17 protein-coding genes are annotated in these 17,281 nt (G+C 70.2%); 11 read left to right on the forward strand and 6 right to left on the reverse strand.

Annotated features, from left to right (window positions below):
* Nucleotides 1–84 precede the first annotated feature (84 nt).
* The gene (locus OHT51_RS16730) at nt 85–546 is read left to right on the forward strand and encodes a DUF1877 family protein (RefSeq protein ID WP_328879752.1); all 462 of its coding nucleotides are present in this window, start codon (nt 85–87) and stop codon (nt 544–546) included.
* 133 nt (nt 547–679) lie between these two features.
* Here OHT51_RS16730 and OHT51_RS16735 read toward each other — a convergent pair whose 3' ends face one another.
* The 3 genes from OHT51_RS16735 to OHT51_RS16745 all read right to left on the reverse strand — a co-directional run bounded on the left by OHT51_RS16735 (nt 680) and on the right by OHT51_RS16745 (nt 3,616).
* Nucleotides 680–1,294, reverse strand: coding sequence for a hypothetical protein (locus tag OHT51_RS16735; RefSeq protein ID WP_328879753.1), 615 nt, complete (start codon nt 1,292–1,294; stop codon nt 680–682).
* Between the two features lie 117 nt (nt 1,295–1,411).
* The gene (locus tag OHT51_RS16740; protein WP_328879754.1) at nt 1,412–1,915 is read right to left on the reverse strand and encodes a hypothetical protein; all 504 of its coding nucleotides are present in this window, start codon (nt 1,913–1,915) and stop codon (nt 1,412–1,414) included.
* A gap of 90 nt (nt 1,916–2,005) precedes the next feature.
* A complete protein-coding gene (locus tag OHT51_RS16745; protein ID WP_328884345.1) occupies nt 2,006–3,616 on the reverse strand; it encodes a beta-N-acetylhexosaminidase in 1,611 nt (536 codons plus the stop codon).
* A 226-nt stretch (nt 3,617–3,842) separates the two neighbouring features.
* Between OHT51_RS16745 and OHT51_RS16750 the strand changes: the two genes are divergently transcribed.
* The 5 genes from OHT51_RS16750 (at nt 3,843) to OHT51_RS16770 (ending at nt 8,042) form a co-directional block, all read left to right on the forward strand.
* On the forward strand, nt 3,843–4,382 hold the full coding sequence (locus OHT51_RS16750; protein ID WP_328879755.1) for a 2-oxo-4-hydroxy-4-carboxy-5-ureidoimidazoline decarboxylase: 540 nt from the start codon (nt 3,843–3,845) through the stop codon (nt 4,380–4,382).
* 253 nt (nt 4,383–4,635) lie between these two features.
* Complete coding sequence (gene sdhC, locus OHT51_RS16755; RefSeq protein WP_328879756.1) at nt 4,636–5,016, forward strand: succinate dehydrogenase, cytochrome b556 subunit; 381 nt, start codon at nt 4,636–4,638, stop codon at nt 5,014–5,016.
* Nucleotides 5,017–5,021: 5 nt separating this feature from the next.
* Complete coding sequence (locus OHT51_RS16760) at nt 5,022–5,504, forward strand: succinate dehydrogenase hydrophobic membrane anchor subunit (RefSeq protein WP_328879757.1); 483 nt, start codon at nt 5,022–5,024, stop codon at nt 5,502–5,504.
* Between the two features lie 22 nt (nt 5,505–5,526).
* On the forward strand, nt 5,527–7,281 hold the full coding sequence (gene sdhA / locus OHT51_RS16765) for a succinate dehydrogenase flavoprotein subunit (protein WP_328879758.1): 1,755 nt from the start codon (nt 5,527–5,529) through the stop codon (nt 7,279–7,281).
* Entirely contained in the window at nt 7,281–8,042 is a 762-nt protein-coding gene (locus OHT51_RS16770) for a succinate dehydrogenase iron-sulfur subunit (RefSeq protein ID WP_328879759.1), read from the forward strand. Before sdhA ends, OHT51_RS16770 begins: the two co-directional genes overlap by 1 nt.
* A 97-nt stretch (nt 8,043–8,139) precedes the next feature.
* On the opposite strand, the gene OHT51_RS16775 is transcribed toward OHT51_RS16770, so the two are convergent.
* Both OHT51_RS16775 and OHT51_RS16780 read right to left on the reverse strand, forming a co-directional pair.
* Nucleotides 8,140–10,629, reverse strand: coding sequence for a DUF4132 domain-containing protein (locus OHT51_RS16775; RefSeq protein ID WP_328879760.1), 2,490 nt, complete (start codon nt 10,627–10,629; stop codon nt 8,140–8,142).
* Entirely contained in the window at nt 10,629–11,021 is a 393-nt protein-coding gene (locus OHT51_RS16780; RefSeq protein ID WP_328879761.1) for a hypothetical protein, read from the reverse strand. Before OHT51_RS16780 ends, OHT51_RS16775 begins: the two co-directional genes overlap by 1 nt.
* Nucleotides 11,022–11,089: 68 nt before the next feature.
* Here OHT51_RS16780 and OHT51_RS16785 point away from each other — a divergent pair, with 68 nt between their 5' ends.
* From OHT51_RS16785 to OHT51_RS16805, 5 genes are all read left to right on the forward strand, one after another.
* Nucleotides 11,090–11,500, forward strand: coding sequence for a VOC family protein (locus OHT51_RS16785; RefSeq protein ID WP_328879762.1), 411 nt, complete (start codon nt 11,090–11,092; stop codon nt 11,498–11,500).
* A 188-nt stretch (nt 11,501–11,688) separates the two neighbouring features.
* Nucleotides 11,689–12,096 carry a hypothetical protein gene (locus OHT51_RS16790; protein ID WP_328879763.1) on the forward strand — a complete coding sequence of 136 codons (408 nt, stop codon included), beginning with the start codon at nt 11,689–11,691 and terminating at the stop codon, nt 12,094–12,096.
* 61 nt (nt 12,097–12,157) lie between these two features.
* On the forward strand, nt 12,158–12,634 hold the full coding sequence (locus OHT51_RS16795) for a thiol-disulfide oxidoreductase DCC family protein (RefSeq protein ID WP_328884346.1): 477 nt from the start codon (nt 12,158–12,160) through the stop codon (nt 12,632–12,634).
* Nucleotides 12,635–12,830: 196 nt separating this feature from the next.
* Nucleotides 12,831–13,847 carry a trypsin-like serine peptidase gene (locus OHT51_RS16800; RefSeq protein ID WP_328879764.1) on the forward strand — a complete coding sequence of 339 codons (1,017 nt, stop codon included), beginning with the start codon at nt 12,831–12,833 and terminating at the stop codon, nt 13,845–13,847.
* A gap of 37 nt (nt 13,848–13,884) precedes the next feature.
* Nucleotides 13,885–14,694 carry a TetR/AcrR family transcriptional regulator gene (locus tag OHT51_RS16805; RefSeq protein WP_328879765.1) on the forward strand — a complete coding sequence of 270 codons (810 nt, stop codon included), beginning with the start codon at nt 13,885–13,887 and terminating at the stop codon, nt 14,692–14,694.
* A 17-nt stretch (nt 14,695–14,711) separates the two neighbouring features.
* Here OHT51_RS16805 and OHT51_RS16810 read toward each other — a convergent pair whose 3' ends face one another.
* Entirely contained in the window at nt 14,712–17,156 is a 2,445-nt protein-coding gene (locus tag OHT51_RS16810; protein ID WP_328884347.1) for an MMPL family transporter, read from the reverse strand.
* Nucleotides 17,157–17,281: the final 125 nt, after the last annotated feature.

Consider the following 17,281-nt stretch of genomic DNA (forward strand, 5'->3'; position numbering starts at 1 on the left):
CTCCCATGACAGTCACACGACTCCCCCAGGAACGAGGTTTACCCGGGAGTGACGCTTCGCAGCCCCCGTGCGCTTCAGTCACTGATGAGCCTGTACTTCCATCTCCGAGCGGTGCCGCCTCCGGCACTGCGCAACAGCGCGACCTGGTTCCAGCGCCTGTTCGAGGACGACTGGGACACCGTGCGCCGACGGCTCGACCGGCACCTCGACGAGATGCTGGACCAGCGGTACGCCGACCAGCACGCCCTCTACGCGGGGCAGGCCCAGGACGGGCCGCAGGCCGACGTGGTCCTGGGCGGCCGGCCGGTGACCCACCCGGTGCCGGAACACCCGCCGTTCCTGATCCTCACCGCGGCACAAGTCACCCGCGTGGCCGACTACCTCGGATCGACCGGCTTCGAGACGCTGTGGCGCGCACTACCTGCCACAGCCCCTCCCGAACCGGAAGTGCACTCCATCCTCGCGGCGGCCCACCGCGACCTGACGGCCTTCTACACCCGAACCGCAAAGTACGGCGACGCGGTGGTGAAGTGCCTCCTGCGATGAAGGCAGGAGTCCTGCAACGCCTCAAGGGTCGCGGGGAACTGCGCGCCCAGCCCCCACGCACCCGCACCCGCCCGACAACCCCCCGCGGCACTCCCTCAGGCGCCCGGCACCACCCGCGGAGCTGTCCACGGAGCTATCCGCGGAGCGTCCGCGCACGCCGGGAGACCACCGCCCGCAACACCCGCCGCCCCTCCGTCGACACCTCCAGCGCCCGGCGCAACCCGTTCGCGCCATGCCCGGCCAGGATCTCCAGGACGCTGATCTGGCGGCGCAGTTCCGCGGCGACGAGCGGCGACATGCCCTGCGTACGGCCCTCGGCCGTAGTCCCCTCCGCGCGGGCCGAGCTGAGCGCCTCGGGGAGGACGCCGGCCGAGGACGCGTCGTCCTCCGCGGGGTCGAGGAGCCGGTGGATCTGCAATGAGGCGACGGAGCAGGCGTCGGCCCAGATGCGTGCCTCGGCGGCGGACCGTACGGCCGGGGCCGCGGCCAGCATCCGCCGGGCGAGCAGGGCGGCCTCGTCCTCGACGTCCGCGTCGTCCATGACGTCGGCGACGCCCAGCTTCCCGCGTACCTGCTCCAGCAGTTCACCCCACGCGGCGGAGTCCCCGCCGTCCGCGAGGTTCGCCCACAGCGGCCGCAGCACCTCGTCGTCACCGCCGAGCAGCGGAACGCACCGATCCAAACAAGCCAACCCGCTGGCGGCCAGTCCGCGTTCGTCGGCCTGAGCGATCAATTCCACCAGGCTCATCCACGCCTCCCTAAGCGGGTCTTTCCTGAGGGTCGGGGTCCCCGCACAGAACCCTGGCGGGCACCGTCCTTTACGGAGCCCGCACTTCCCCTTACTGCGCGCAACGGCCCGGGAGTGTCACAGCGGCACGACGCCGAGCCGGTCGAGCAACCGGAAGAAGAGGTTTTCGGCCATTGGGTCCGCATCAGCGGTGAGTACGTCGACGACGGACTCGGCGTTCACCTCGTGCCCGGCCTCGGCGGCCCAGGCGACGGCCCGTTCGGCGGCGTCCGGGGGCTCGAGGAAGTAGTCCTCCAGCGTGAGCCCCTCGCTTCCGGCGCCGAGGTACCCGGCCATCGCGCCCCGCGCCAGACAGGTCGTCCACGCCCCGCTCTCCGGCGCCCCCGCCTCCACCACCACGCAGTCGCTGTCCATGACGTAGCCGAAGAGCGCGGGCGCCCCGGTCTCCAGGGCCAGGGCGTTCATGCTCCCGACGTCGGCGCCGCCGCTCGGGTACTCCCACACCTGCCACCCGCCGGGCGCCTGGGCCCGCAGGGTCATCCCCTCGGCGCCCGCCAGCGCGTCCAGCTCCGCCAGCGGCCGCTCGCCGCGGCCCACGACGAAGTACCCCCAGTACCCCATTTTCGGTTCCCCCTGGCTGTTCGGTACGGCTCGGGCCGAATACACCACAGTCGCACGGGGGTTCGCAGCCGTATCGGCCAAATCCGCGGCTCAGTCCAGCCGGTCGGCGAGCGCCCTGAACTCCGCCCAGGACAGTTCCGGCGCACCCGCGTCCCACAGCTTCTGCACCGTCGCCCGCAGCGGCATCCGGATTCCGGCCGCGACCTGGGCCTGCGTCTGCGAGTTCGCCAGATCGCACCACACGGCGAAGGACCCGCCGAGGATCTGGCCGTCGTACTTGGCCGGCACGGCCGTCGTGCCGCGCAGGACCCGCGGTGTCCACTGCTCGTAGATCCGCTGCCCCGTCGGATAGACGAAGGTCTGCGGCTCCCCGAGCACGTAGTAGAGGAACTCGTCGTTGTAGTTGATGACCTTCCGGCCCGTGCTCAGGTACTCGACCGGCGCCCGGGCGCCGATCTCCTTGCCCGTCCAGTACGCCACCTGGATGTCCTTGTCCGGCTGCACGGAGGTGCCCCGGAAGAAGCCGTCGTTCCACGCCCGCGGCGTGCGGTCGTCGGCGCGGACGGTGGCGGCGCGGCCGTTGAGCCACCCCGTGGCGAGGTCGGCGACGGTGGCGCCGGAGCCGTAGGCCTTGCGGGCGGCGGCGGCGAGCTGCGGGTAGGACGCCTCGGGATTCGAGACGACCAGCGCCTGGTACTCGTCGCCGCCGAGGTGCCACTGGTTGCCGGGGAAGAGGCCGGCGTACTCGTCGAGCAGGTCGTCGACGATCTCGGCGGACTCGGGCTTGGAGATGTCGATGGCGCCCCGGGTCGCCACGCCGTTGACATTGCGCAGCTGAAGATCGGGGTGCGCGGCGATGACCGCTCCCAGATGCCCCGGCGAGTCGATCTCGGGCACGATCTGGATGTGCCGGCTCTGGGCCAGCTTGACGATCTTCTGGACCTGGGCCTTGGTCAGGTGCTGCTGGGACACGATCTCGGGATGCGACGTGGACTCGATGCGGAAACCCTGGTCGTCGGAGAAGTGCAGCCCCAGCTGGTTGTACTTCAGGTCGCCGAGCTCCCGCACCCGGTCCTCGATCCAGTCCGCGGTGAAGAACTTGCGCGCCATGTCGAGCATGAACCCGCGCACCGGCTTGGCGGGCTCGTCCCGTACGACGCCCTCCGGCGCCGTACCCCCGTCGAGGACCTCCTGCTTGAGCGTCCGGGTCCCGTAGAAGACCCCCGCCTCACCGGGCCCGCTGATGGTCACCCGCCCGCCGCGCACGGTCATGGCGTACGACTCAGGGTCCGCGCCCTCGTCGTCGTTCAGAGCCAGCCGCACGTCCCCGGCCTGCACGTCGTCCTTCTCACCGGCGTACTTCAGCCCCAGCTCACCGGCGATGAGCCGGCCCTCGTCGGCCAGGTCCGCGTCGCTCACGACGACCCGCGCACTCTGCGCGGGACGCCACCCGGGCCCACGGGCGGCGGTGTGGGAGGTCACGGACGGAATGGTGCTGGGGGCCTTCGAGAGCGGATACGACCGGGTTGGCGTAGGAGTCGGAGCCGCCCCTCTCGGGGTGGAGGACGAGGCGGCCTCGCCGGTGCCCGGCCCCGACCGCCGCTGCTCCGACCGGGCCGACGATCCGTCGTCGCCGGTGGCCAGGAGTCCGATGCCCACCCCGGCCCCGACCGTCACGAGGACCACCGCGACGATCAGCACCCACGTCTGCTTCAGCGCCCTCCCGGCCGGTGCCCGGCGCCTGTGCTTGTGCTGGCTCACATCGCCAACCTAGGCCCTTTGGGCTCGGCCCGCCGTCCGACGGGCCGTCCAGCGAGCGTTCCGAAACTCTCCCGTTCGACTGAAATTCGGGCATCCGTCGGACACCTCACGTCCACACTCGGTAACGTGGCGCCACTCCTCCCCCAAAATCTTCTGTCGAAACCACGTGACGCCCACACACCTTCCTGGCCGAGTCGCCATACCGTCGCTGCCCGAGCAGACCCGCACTCCACCGTCCGCGGACGCGCTGGTGGCGTTCAACGCTGCCCCCGCCGACGAGGTCCGGCACACCCTCCTGACCTGCCTGCACAGCCCCCGTTGGGCCGACCGCCTCGCCGACCACCGCCCGTACCCCGACGTCGACTCCCTGCTGGCCGCGTCCGACGAGGCGGCCTACGACCTGGCTCCGGGCGATCTGGCCGAAGCCCTGGCAGGAGAAACGTTGCCGGTGCTGCCGGAGGGTGTGTACGCAGCGGCCCATACGGCACTCAGCGCCGCACATGCCGCATATGAGGCGAAATTCGGCCACGCGTTCGTGATCTGCGTGGACAACCTGCCGCCGAACGAGGCCCTGGACCAGGTCCTGGCAGGAATCCGGTCACGTTTGGCGAACGATCCGGAGGAGGAGCGGGTCGTCGCGGCAGAGGAACTGCGCCGCCTGGCGAAGGGGCGGCTGCTGCATTCCCTCAGGGGCGCGGGGCTGTAGTCGACGTGCCGCCAGGGCCGCGCGGGCGCGCGACCAGCCCCAACGGCTCCCCACTCGGCCGATAACCGAATGTTCCATCCCATTGGCCGCCAATACCCCATCCGCGTGCCACTTTGATCACATACCCAGCCCCCCGCTCAGCCGCGCGGCGCCACGTGGATACGATGCTGAGGGCCGGTGGACCGTACCCGGCCGGGCCCGACCGACAGCACAAGCCGGCGCGGCCCCAATCCCCGCTCCCGGAGGAACTTCCGTGCCGGCTGGAACGCTGTACCGCGGCCGGGAAGGAATGTGGTCCTGGGTGGCTCATCGAGTCACCGGCGTCCTCATTTTCTTCTTCCTGTTCGTTCACGTGCTGGACACCGCTCTCGTCCGCGTCTCTCCCGAGGACTACGACAAGGTCGTAGCCACGTACAAGACCCCGATCGTCGCGCTGCTGGAGTACGGCCTCGTGGCCGCCATCCTCTTCCACGCGCTCAACGGCCTGCGCGTCATCGCCGTCGACTTCTGGTCGAAGGGCGCTCGCTACCAGAAGCAGATGCTGTGGTCCGTCGTCGGCCTGTGGGTCGTGCTGATGCTCGGGGCGATCTACCCCGTCCTCGGCCACGCCGCTCGTGAACTGTTCGGGAGCTGACGCGTATGTCCACCACTGAGAAGACCGCCACCGGTATCGGCCCGGTCGAGGGCGAGTCCCTCTACAACGTCGACAATCCGGCCCCCTACATCGAGGCCCCGCGCCAGCGCACCAAGAAGACCCCGAAGTCCACTCGGGGCAACTTCGAGATGGCGGCCTGGCTGTTCATGCGCCTGTCCGGCGTCGTGCTGGTCGTCCTGGTCATCGGCCACCTGCTGATCCAGCTCGTGCTGGACGGCGGCGTGTCCAAGATCGGCTTCGCGTTCGTCGCGGGCCGCTGGGCGTCCCCGTTCTGGCAGGTCTGGGACCTGCTGATGCTGTGGCTCGCCATGCTGCACGGCGCCAACGGCCTGCGCACGGTCATCAACGACTACGCGGAGCGCGCGAACACCCGGCTGTGGCTGAAGGGCCTGCTCTACACCGCCACGGTGTTCACCATCCTGCTGGGCACGCTGGTGATCTTCACCTTCGACCCGAACATCCGCTAGGCACGGGGCTGAGGCAACCACCATGAAGATCCACAAGTACGACACCGTCATCGTCGGCGCCGGTGGCGCCGGTATGCGCGCGGCCATCGAGTCGACGAAGCGCAGCCGTACCGCCGTGCTGACGAAGCTCTACCCGACCCGCTCCCACACGGGCGCAGCGCAGGGCGGCATGGCCGCAGCGCTCGCCAACGTGGAGGAGGACAACTGGGAGTGGCACACCTTCGACACGGTCAAGGGCGGTGACTACCTGGTCGACCAGGACGCCGCCGAGATCCTGGCGAAGGAGGCCATCGACTCGGTCCTCGACCTGGAGAAGATGGGCCTGCCGTTCAACCGCACCCCGAACGGCACCATCGACCAGCGCCGCTTCGGCGGTCACAGCCGTAACCACGGCGAGGCCCCGGTCCGCCGGTCCTGCTACGCGGCCGACCGCACCGGCCACATGATCCTCCAGACGCTGTACCAGAACTGCGTCAAGGAGGGCGTGGAGTTCTTCAACGAGTTCTACGTCCTCGACCAGCTGATCACCGAGGTGGACGGCGTCAAGCGGTCCGCCGGTGTGGTCGCCTACGAACTGGCGACCGGCGAGATCCACGTCTTCCAGGCGAAGGCCGTGATCTACGCGTCCGGCGGCACCGGCAAGTTCTTCAAGGTGACGTCGAACGCGCACACGCTGACCGGCGACGGCCAGGCGGCGGTCTACCGTCGCGGCCTCCCGCTGGAGGACATGGAGTTCTTCCAGTTCCACCCGACCGGCATCTGGCGCATGGGCATCCTGCTGACGGAGGGCGCCCGTGGTGAGGGCGGCATCCTCCGCAACAAGGACGGCGAGCGCTTCATGGAGAAGTACGCGCCGGTCATGAAGGACCTCGCGTCCCGAGACGTCGTCTCGCGCTCCATCTACACGGAGATCCGCGAGGGCCGTGGCTGTGGTCCCGAGGGCGACCACGTCTACCTGGACCTCACGCACCTCCCGCCGGAGCAGCTGGACGCGAAGCTGCCCGACATCACGGAGTTCGCCCGCACGTACCTCGGTATCGAGCCGTACACGGACCCGATCCCGATCCAGCCCACCGCGCACTACGCGATGGGCGGCATCCCGACGAACGTCGAGGGTGAGGTCCTGAGCGACAACACGACGGTGGTCCCGGGCCTGTACGCGGCCGGCGAGGTCGCCTGCGTGTCCGTCCACGGCGCGAACCGGCTGGGCACGAACAGCCTCCTGGACATCAACGTGTTCGGCCGCCGGGCCGGCATCGCCGCGGCGGAGTACAGCCAGAAGGCCGACTACGTCGAGCTGCCGGAGAACCCGGCGGAGCTGGTGGTCAGCCAGGTGGAGCGCCTGCGCACCTCGACCGGCACCGAGCGGGTGGCCGCGCTCCGCAAGGAGCTGCAGGAGACCATGGACGCCAACGTCATGGTGTTCCGCACCGAGCAGACGATCAAGACGGCCGTCGAGAAGATCGCGGAGCTGCGCGAGCGCTACAAGAACGTCTCGATCCAGGACAAGGGCAAGCGGTTCAACACGGACCTGCTGGAGGCCATCGAGCTCGGCAACCTCCTGGACCTCGCCGAGGTCATGGCGGTTTCGGCCCTGGCCCGCAAGGAGTCCCGCGGCGGTCACTACCGCGAGGACTACCCGAACCGCGACGACGTCAACTTCATGCGCCACACCATGGCGTACCGCGAGGTCGGCGACGACGGCACGGAGTCCATTCGTCTCGACTACAAGCCGGTCGTCCAGACCCGCTACCAGCCGATGGAGCGTAAGTACTGATGGCAACCCCCGTTATGGACAAGGTCGAGGCGGAGTCCGCGGACTCCCCGTACATCACGGTCACGTTCCGGGTCCGCCGCTTCAACCCGGAAGTCTCCGCAGAGGCTGTGTGGGAAGACTTCGAGCTGGAGATCGACCCGAAGGAGCGCGTCCTCGACGGCCTCCACAAGATCAAGTGGGAGATCGACGGCACGCTGACCTTCCGCCGCTCGTGCGCCCACGGCATCTGCGGCTCGGACGCGATGCGGATCAACGGCAAGAACCGTCTCGCCTGCAAGACGCTGATCAAGGACATCAACCCCGAGAAGCCGATCACGGTCGAGCCCATCAAGGGCCTGACGGTGCTGAAGGACCTCGTGGTCGACATGGAGCCGTTCTTCCAGGCGTACCGCGACGTCATGCCCTTCCTCATCACGAAGGACACGAACGAGCCGACGCGCGAGCGCTTCCAGACGGCCGAGGACCGTGAGCGCTTCGACGACACGACGAAGTGCATCCTCTGCGCCGCCTGCACGTCCTCGTGCCCGGTGTTCTGGAACGACGGCCAGTACTTCGGCCCCGCCGCCATCGTCAACGCGCACCGCTTCATCTTCGACTCGCGCGACGAGGCCGGCGAGCAGCGCCTGGAGATCCTCAACGACAAGGACGGCGTGTGGCGCTGCCGCACGACGTTCAACTGCACGGACGCGTGCCCGCGCGGCATTGAGGTCACGAAGGCGATCGCGGAGGTCAAGAAGGCGCTGATCACACGGCGCTTCTGACCCTCCCAGGTCCACATCAGGGCCCCGTTTCCGTCACTTCGGGAACGGGGCCCTCTGCTGTTTTCGGCTGGGTCGCGCTGCCACTGAAAGGAATGGCCTACAGCTGGCTCAGGATCGTCGGATCCGTGATGCTCCCGTCGTCCGCCAGCATGACCGCCTTGCTGAGGATGACGCCGAGCATGCGATCGCCCTCGTACGGCAGGTACCCCCCCTGCGGCGCCGAAGGGTTGGACTTCGGGACGATGCAGAGGTACTGGTCGTTCGGGGTTCTGAGGATGTTGCCCGAGCCGAGGTGGATCTTGTAGGTGTGGCGGTCGCCCTTCACGTGCAGGAAGCGGCCCTCGATCGTGCAGCGGTCGGCGATGGCCAGTCTCGGGACCAGGCGTTCCAGCAGGGCCCGGCGGGTCTCGGCGCTCGCGCCCAGTTCGCCGAAGCCGTAAGACGTCCAGTACTCGCGGAAGCGGCCGCCGGGGCCGCCGTCCTGCCAGGTCGGGTCGTTGCCGACGCTCGCCACGCCGACGAACAGGTCGACGTCGCGCAGGACTTCGGAGAGGACCAGGGGCGGGACGTCGGTCAGGGGCAGCGGGTCGACCGGGTCCGCGCCGTCGCGCAGCCACATGCGGTACTCGCCGCCGTCGCAGTGCGCCCAGTTCTGCGGGGCGTCGATCGGGTAGAAGCGGACCTGGTCCGTGCGCAGGCGCAGGAAGCTGCCGGAGTCGGTGATGTCCTCGTAGTGCTCGCCGCCGTCGCCCTCGATCCAGTACTCGGCGCGCAGCCCCCATTGGGGCAGCTCGCGAGTGGCAGGCGGTGCCTCGTCGTCGACGGCCAGGCGCAGCTTGTTGTTCCAGCCACGGATCGCCGCCAGCGAGTGGAACTGGTGCTGGCGAAGGAAGTGCGCGGCGAAGCGGTTGGAGTACGTCCCCGTCACGCCCTCGGCGTCCGTGAGCAGGTACACCTCGCGGTGGGCCTGCTTGAAGGGCTGCGTGATGCCGTGCCGCTCCAGCCAGTCCCGCCAGGCGACGATCTCGGCGGGCTCGTGGCCGACCGGGTGCCACAGCTCGACGCGGCCGCCCTCGGCCACCGGTGCGTCGGCCAGGGTCCGCAGCTCGCCGTCGGCGTACCCGACGGTCGTGCCGTCGACCGTCCAGAGCAGGCGGCGCGCGAGCGTGCCGACCAGGGAGTGGTCGAGGTAGCGCTCGCGCCAGGCGGCGTACGGCCAGGTGCGGCGCGACAGGAACTGGCGGTCCAGGCGCTCGCTCTGGGCCGACAGCATCTTGTCGATGTCCTTGACCGCGGCCTTCAGCTCCTTGAGCTCCTCGGGATGGTCGCGGCGTACGGCGGCGGGGACGCTCCTGACGGCCTTGCCGCCCGCGTTGCGCCAGCTCAACACCGCCTTGGCGCCGCGGACCTCCAGCAGCGCCGTGGCCTCGCCGAGCCGGTGCTCCGCGCGGCCGACCTCTGTCAGGCCGTACCCCGGTACGGCCAGTTCCTCGATCTCCTCCCGGCTCAGGCCCATCGCCTCCGCGCGGGCGTCCAGAGCTGTGTTGAGGACCTTGAGCGTGCCCTTGAAGGTGACGCGGGCGGCCAGGCGGGCGAGTTCGGCGAGGGCCGGCTCGGCGTCGATGCGGCCCAGCGCGATTACGGCGGCGTTGGCGACCTTGGGGTTCACCGGTCCGAGACCTGCGACCTTGCGCAGGGCGGTCTCGACGAGAGCGCCCAGGGTGCGGGCGGTCTCCGGGTGTGCGGGCAGGAGGGAGAGAAGCCAGGCGAGGCCACGCAGGGCGTCGGCGTTGTACGGGTCGTAGGTGGCGTTGGGGTTCGGGCCGTAGCGCGGTTCGAGCAGGAGGCCGGTGCGCGGCCTGCCCGCGAGCCGCAGCCAGGACAGCAGCCGCTCCCGCACCTCGTCGGCGTCGAGTGCCGCGATCAGGGCCCGGCCGGTCCGGTCCCACTTCGCGGACGGGCGGGCGCTGGTCGCCGTGGCCGCGTGGGCGAGCAGTCGCCGCCAGTCGTCGCCGAGCTCGGCCACCTCCGCGAGGGCCCGGTCGGACCATGTCTCGCCCGGGTTCACCGGCGGGCCGTCGAGCCGTGCGACCAGGTCCCCCAGGCGCTTCTTGCCGTTCCACACCGTCAGATACGAGCGGCGGATCACGGCGACGAACTCGCCGGACAGCTCCCGCCCGTCGGCGAGTTCCTGATCGGCGAGCCGGACCAGCCCGCTCGGGTCGTGATGCACGTCCTGGTCGGCGATCAGGCCGATCAGCGCGGCGCGTGTGACGGGCGGCTGTCCCTCGGCGGCGGCCCGCAGCATCCGGAAGCTGTTGAGCAGGTCCACGATGTGGCGGCGCCCGGCCGCGCCGGGCTCCAGCTCGTGGTACCGGGCGGCCAGCCCGTGCAGGAGCCGCGCCTGGAAGGCGGTGTCCGCGGCATAGACCGCCTCGGCGACGTTGTGGCCGTCGCGGCGCCACTTGCCGTCGGTCATCTCGAACAGCCCGAGCAGTTCGGGGACGAGCCGCTCGGCGTCCTCGGCCTCGATCAGGTCGAGGGCCTCGCCGACCAGTGCCGCGTGTTCCGGCGTCGAAGCGACCATCAGCCACCCACCAGCGCCACGAGCTTCAGGAACGTGATCTCGGTGCCGAGCCCGAGCTCGATCTCGTCGTCGAGCTCGGTGACCTGACGGTCGCCGACCAGCACAAGGAATCCATTGCCGGCGAAGGCCTTGAGCGCCTGCTCGGTCTGGGCTTCGGGGTCTATCCGGCGGCGGGTGCGCACCGCATAGCCGTTCAGCACGCGCTCCGTGTCCTGCGGCTGCACCAGGCCCTGGAAGACCTCCGGCGTGCGCGCGTTGTACTCGGCGACCTCCTGGAACACCCGGCGCCGGATCAACTCGCGCACGGTGAGACGCTCCTCGGCGATCTCGATCCCCCAGCCGTCGCTGCGGCCCCCGCTTGTCGTCTCGTCGACGAACGTCACGATTCCCATGACGCCGACAGTACGAGCCGGCACTGACAATCACCGGTTCCGGCCGATCATCGCCTTACCCTGACGGTATGTCAGATGACGAGTCGTACGAACTGCTCGGGTTCGACAACGTGCTGCTTCCGGTCGGCGACCTCGGCGAGGCCCTCGCGTTCTACGAGCGCGCCGGGTTCGCCGTCGGGTTCCGGCTCGACGAGGCCGGGATCGCAGGGCTGAAGGTCGGCGGCGAGACGCCCGGGATCCTGCTCCGCACGGAGGAGGGGCTGGGATACCGGCAGCCGACCTGGCCCACCACGCGCGTGTGGCTGGAGGTGCCGGACGCGCGCGCGGCGGCGCGGGCGTTGACCGCGGTGGGCATGGTGCTGCTCGACGAGCCCGCCTCCGTGGCCACCGGCTGGACCGTCGAGATCGCCGACCCCTGGGGGAACGTCGTCGGGTTCACGGACTACACCAAGCGGCCGATGCTCGGGCGCAGGCCCTGACCGAAGCCACGGCGGGCTGACGGACTCCCTGCCGGACGCCCGCCGTCGGCGTGACACAGGCGCGTGACGCAGACACGTAACGCAGACGCGTGACGCAGGCCTCACGCAAACGAGTTGAACACGTTCAAAGACAGCTCTAGAGTCTTCACTGTCAGCATTTTGAACGTGTTCAAGGAGGGGGAGGCGTCATGGACCGCACGGTCATCGCCTACGTCATCTACCTGGTCGTCAGCATCGCCCTGACCATCTGGGTGGCCCGCACGCTCAGCCGCAACGGACGGATCTTCCTCGCCGACGTGCTGCGCGGGAACGAGAAGCTCGCCGACGCCGTGAACCACCTGCTGGTGGTCGGCTTCTACCTCGTCAACCTCGGCTTCGTCGCCCTGTACCTGAGCGACGACGACACCGTCGTGAACATCCGCGGGGTCTTCGAGGCCCTGTCGACCAAGCTCGGCGTGGTGCTCCTGGTGCTCGGCGTGATGCACCTGGGCAACGTCTACGTGCTCAACAAGATCCGGCGGCGCGGGGTCATGGAGCGGGAGCAGACGCCGCCGGTCGCACCGCAGGACTGGGTCGCTCCGCCGGCCGGGGCGTGAGCGGATGCCCGGCGAGGCGACCGGCAGGACGGACGCGGTGGCGGACCGCGTCGCGACCGGCATGCCCGGTGCTCCGGTCCGCCGCCTGACCGTCCTCTACGACGCTCAGTGCTCCCTGTGCACCTTCCTGCACGACTGGCTCGTACGGCAGCCTCAGCTGGTGCCGCTGGACTTCGTGGCCGCCGGGTCCGACGAGGCCCGGCGGCGCTACCCCGGGCTCGACCACAGCGCCACCCTCGCCGAGATCACCGTGGTCGGCGACGCGGGGCAGGTCTACCGGGGCGGCGCCGCCTGGATCGTCACCCTGTGGGCCCTGCGCGAGCACCGGCCGCTCGCGCATCGCCTCAGCACTCCGTCGGGGGCACGGCTCGCCAAGGGGGCCGTGCTCGCGGCCGCCAAGTGGCGAGGGGCGCAGTGGGACGCGACACGCCAGGGCGGGCGTACCTATCGGCGCACGGACGGGTGGTCGTACGACACGAGCCGGGGCTGGACGTACGCGCCGCCGGGCTGCGAGAGCGGCACCTGCGCCACGCGATGAGGCGGGTACCGAGCGAGCCCAACTCGTCCTGAACGGCACGTTTTGGGTCACCGGTTTGGCATGCGCCCTTCCAAAACCGGCCCGGGGTTGGCACTCTGCGTCCCGGTTCACCACTGCGCACTCGCACCGACTGTCTGTCGTCCGCCGGGCGGCGCCCATCGGGCCGCCCGGTCCCCCCATCGCAGAAGGAGTACGCGTGAGAGGCATACCCCGCGTCACCCGCATACCCCGCCCCCTCCTCGACGCCCTGGTCGGCGTCACCGCGCTGCTCACCGCCGGCGCCCTCGCCACACCCGCGGGCGCCGCGCCGAGGCCGGACACCCCGGCCGACGTCCGCTCGGTCTCGGCCGGCGCACAGCAGCAGGCCCGTGAGTTCTGGACATCGGAACGGATGCGCGCGGCCGCCCCGCTCGACCTGGTGACCGTGAACGGGCACGTAGACGGCGGCTCGGCGCCCCGCAAGGGCAGGGCGACGACCATCGCGCCCACCACCCCGGCCGACCGCACCGCCTCCGACATCGGCCTCCTGGCCTTCCCGAACGGCGGCGGCCAGTGGACCGGCGGCGGAGCGGTCGTATCCACCGCGGGCCGCGTGTTCTTCACGTACCAGGGGCGTACGGCCTCCTGCTCCGGCAACGCCGTCACCAGCGCCAACAAGAGCACCGTGATCACGGCGGGCCACTGCGTGAAGCTGGAGGGCGCCTGGCACACCAACTGGGTCTTCGTACCCGGCTACCACGACGGCCAGGCCCCCCATGGCCGCTGGACCGCGTCGAAGACCCTGTCCACCCCGCAGTGGACGGCGAGCGAGGACATTAACTACGACGTCGGCGCGGCGGTCGTCGCCCCGCTGGACGGCAGACTGCTCACCGACGTCGTCGGCGGACAGGGACTGGCCTTCAACACCGGCTACAACCTGCGCATGTACGCGTTCGGCTTCCCGGCCGCCGCCCCGTACGACGGCGAGAAGTTCATCTACTGCAGCGGCAACACCAACCGGGACTTCCTGCTGTCCGACGACCACGGCATGAACTGCAACATGACCGGCGGCTCCAGCGGCGGCCCCTGGTTCACGCAGTTCAACGAGGCCACGGGCACCGGCCTGCTGTCCTCGGTGAACAGCTTCAAGTACAACTTCCTGCCGAACCGGATGTACGGCCCGCACTTCGGCGCCGACGCCCAGAACCTCTACCAGGCGGCACAGGCCTCCTGACCGGCGGCCGAAACGCCACTCGTTAGGCTCTCTTTCCGTGCCCTCGAAGAACGACAGCCCTGAACAGGGCGATGCGCCCAGCAAGTCCGAGCAGACCCGTGCGCTCATCCTGGAGACGGCCATGCGGCTGTTCCAGGAGCGCGGCTACGACAAGACGACGATGCGGGCGATCGCCCAGGAGGCCGGGGTCTCCGTCGGCAACGCGTACTACTACTTCGCGGGCAAGGAACACCTGATCCAGGGCTTCTACGACCGGATCGCCGCCGAGCACCGAGCGGCGGTCCGGGACGTCCTGGCCCGCGAGACCGACCTGGAGGCGCGGCTCGCGGGCGTGCTGAAGGTGTGGCTGGACATCGCCACGCCGTACCACGAGTTCGCGGTGCAGTTCTTCAAGAACGCCGCCGATCCCGACAGCCCGCTCAGCCCGTTCTCCGCCGAGTCGGAGCACGCGCGCGAGGAGGCCATCGACCTCCACCGGCAGGTGCTTGCGGGCTCGGCGAAGACCAAGGTGCCCGAGGAGCTCCGGGACGTACTGCCCGAGATGATGTGGCTCGGCCAGATGGGGCTCGTCCTGTACTGGATCTTCGACCGGACCGAGGGGCGCGAGCGCAGTTATCGGCTGGCCGAGCGGTCCGCCCGGCTGACCGCCCGGGGTGTGGCGCTGGCACGGTTCCGGGTGCTGCGGCCGCTCGTGCGCGACGTGCACGAGCTGTTCACGGACTTCCTGCCCGGCATGACGAACGCGCTGCCGGACCCGGCGAAGGACAGGACGAAGGGCAAGACGCAGGGCAGAACGCAGAGCAAGACGCAGGGCGAAGAGGCGCCCGCCGAGGACGAGCGCCCCTGAAGTTCCTTCCGCGCCGGTCAGTTGACGCCACCCCCGCGCGGCGCGGCGTCCACCTCGCCCTCGGCCAGCTCGACGTCGTGCACGAGCGGCCCGTCCGCCACGACGACCTGCCCCGCCCGCGACCCGTACGACGGGGCGGTCGTCGCCAGCAGATACGCCCCCGGCGTCGGCACGGACACGATGTACGAGCCGTCCGCCAGCGACGTCACCCGGTCCACCTGGCGCCCGCCCTTCGTCAGCAGCGTCACCGCCGCCCCGTCGACGGGCTCACCGTCGGCTGTGCGGACGTAGCCGTGCACGACCGAGGCCCGGCCCGCCGCGGCCGGCTCCTCCTCGGCCGCAGGCGCCGCCGCCTCCTCCTTCGGCTCGACCGCCAGGTGCGGCAGCCGCTTCTCCAGCCAGTCCGGCAGCCACCAGTTGGAGGTGCCGAGCAGGTGCATCGCGGCCGGCACCAGGGCCGTACGCAGGATGAACGCGTCCAGCGCGACGGCGGCGGCGAGGCCGATGCCCGCCATCGCGCCCTCCATGTCGCCGCTCAGCACGAACGCGCTGAACACGCAGATCATGATCAGGGCGGCCGAGTTGATGACCCGGCTGGTCTCGGCGAGGCCGACGCGGACCGCGCGCGCGTTGTCCTTCGTGTGCACCCACTCCTCGTGCATACGGCTCACCAGGAACACCTGGTAGTCCATGGAGAGGCCGAACAGCAGGGACAGCATGATGACCGGCAGGAACGACGTGATCGGGCCCTCCTTGCCGACGCCGATCAGCTCGGTGCCCCATCCCCACTGGAAGATCGCCACCAGGACGCCGAAGGACGCCGCCGCGGCGATGAGGTTCATCAGGGCCGCCGTCAGCGGGACAACCAGCGAGCGGAAGGCCACCATCAGCAGCAGGAAGCCGAGCGCGATGATCGTCGCGACGAAGTACGGCAGGCGATCACCGGTCACCGAGGCGAAGTCCTTGAAGACCGCCGTCACTCCGCCGACATGGGCCTCGGCCCCGGACTGCGGGATCACGTCGTCGCGCAGGCGGTCGATCAGCCGGTCCGTCTGCTCGGACTGGGGTGATGTGGTCGGTACGACCTGGATGACCGTGACGCCGTTCGCGGGCGGCACGGCGGCCACCTGGGCGACGCCCTCGGTCGCCCGGATGCCGTCGACCAGTCCGGCGGGGGCGTCGCCCTCGACGACCACCTGGAGGGGGCCGTTGAAGCCGGGCCCGAAGCCCTCGGCGAGCAGGTCGTAGGCCTGCCGGGTGGTGGTCGATTCCTGGTGGTTGCCCTGGTCGGTGGCGCCGAGACGGAGCGACAGCACGGGGATCGCCAGGACCGCCATGACCACGACGGCCAGCGCCGCTAGCCGACGCGGGCGCCTTTGGACGTACGCCGACCAGCGCGCCGCGAGGCCGCTCGCCTCCTCCGGCTCCGGTCCCGCCGCGACGAGCCGGCGCCGCTGACGCCGGCTGAGGACGCGCATGCCGAGCAGGCCGAGAAGGGCGGGCAGCAGGGTGACCGCGGCCAGCACGCTCAGGACGACCGTCAGGGAGGTCGCGACGACCACGCCGTCCAGGAACCGCATGTTCATCACCAGCATGCCGGCGAGCGCGATGCACACCGTGCCGCCCGCGAACAGCACCGCGCGACCGGAGGTGTTGAGGGCCGTCACCGCCGACTCCTCCGGCTTCATCCCCCGCAGGATGCCGCGCCGGTGCCGGGTCACGATGAACAGGGCGTAGTCGATACCGACGCCGAGGCCGATCAACGAGCCGAGCAGCGGGGCCACTTCGGGCACATCCGTGACATGGCTGAGCAGCATCGTCCCGATCAGGCCGGTGCCGACGCCCGCGAGCGCCACGACGATCGGCAGCAGCATCGCGAAGAGCGAGCCGAACGCGAGGAACAGCACGACCGAGGCGGCGAGGATGCCGACCGCCTCCGCCGTGCCCTGCGGCGGTTCCTGAGTGCGGGCGATCGCCTGGCCGCCCAGCTCAACCTGGAGTCCGTCGCGTTCGGCGGCCTGCGCCGTGTCGACGACGTCCTCGATCAGCTCCTTCGGGATGGCGTTCGCCTGCTCGGTGAAGGTGATCTGGGCGTACGCGATCCGCCCGTCCCGGCTGATCTGCGCGGCCCCCTGCGCCGCGTACGGGTCGGTGACCTCACCGACCCCCTTCATCCGCCCGATCTCCTCCAGCGCGGGCGCGATCCGGGACCGTACGGACTCGTCCCGGACGCTCGCCCCGCCGTCCCCGTCGACCTTCCACACCACTGTGTCGGTGTCGCCCGCGCGCTCCGGGAAGGCCTTCTCCATCAGGTCGTACGCGGTGGTGGAGTCCGTGTTCGGGAGGGAGAAGACGTTCGCGTAGTTCGTGCCCGCGGCCGAACTCGCCGCTCCCAGGCCGAACAGTGCCCCCAACCACAGCAACAGGACCACCAGCCGGTGCCCATAGCACCACCGTGCCAATGCCGCCACGCTCAACGCTCCTTATTCGGTTCGGTCGGTCCCCCAGGTCCTGGGCAACAGGATTGGCGGCGCCGCGCGCGCGTGGCAGGCAATGGCCATGACTCTCAAGGAACTCCAAAGCGGCC

Source organism: Streptomyces sp. NBC_00299 (genome assembly GCF_036173045.1).
Classification (GTDB): Bacteria; Actinomycetota; Actinomycetes; order Streptomycetales; family Streptomycetaceae; genus Streptomyces; species Streptomyces machairae.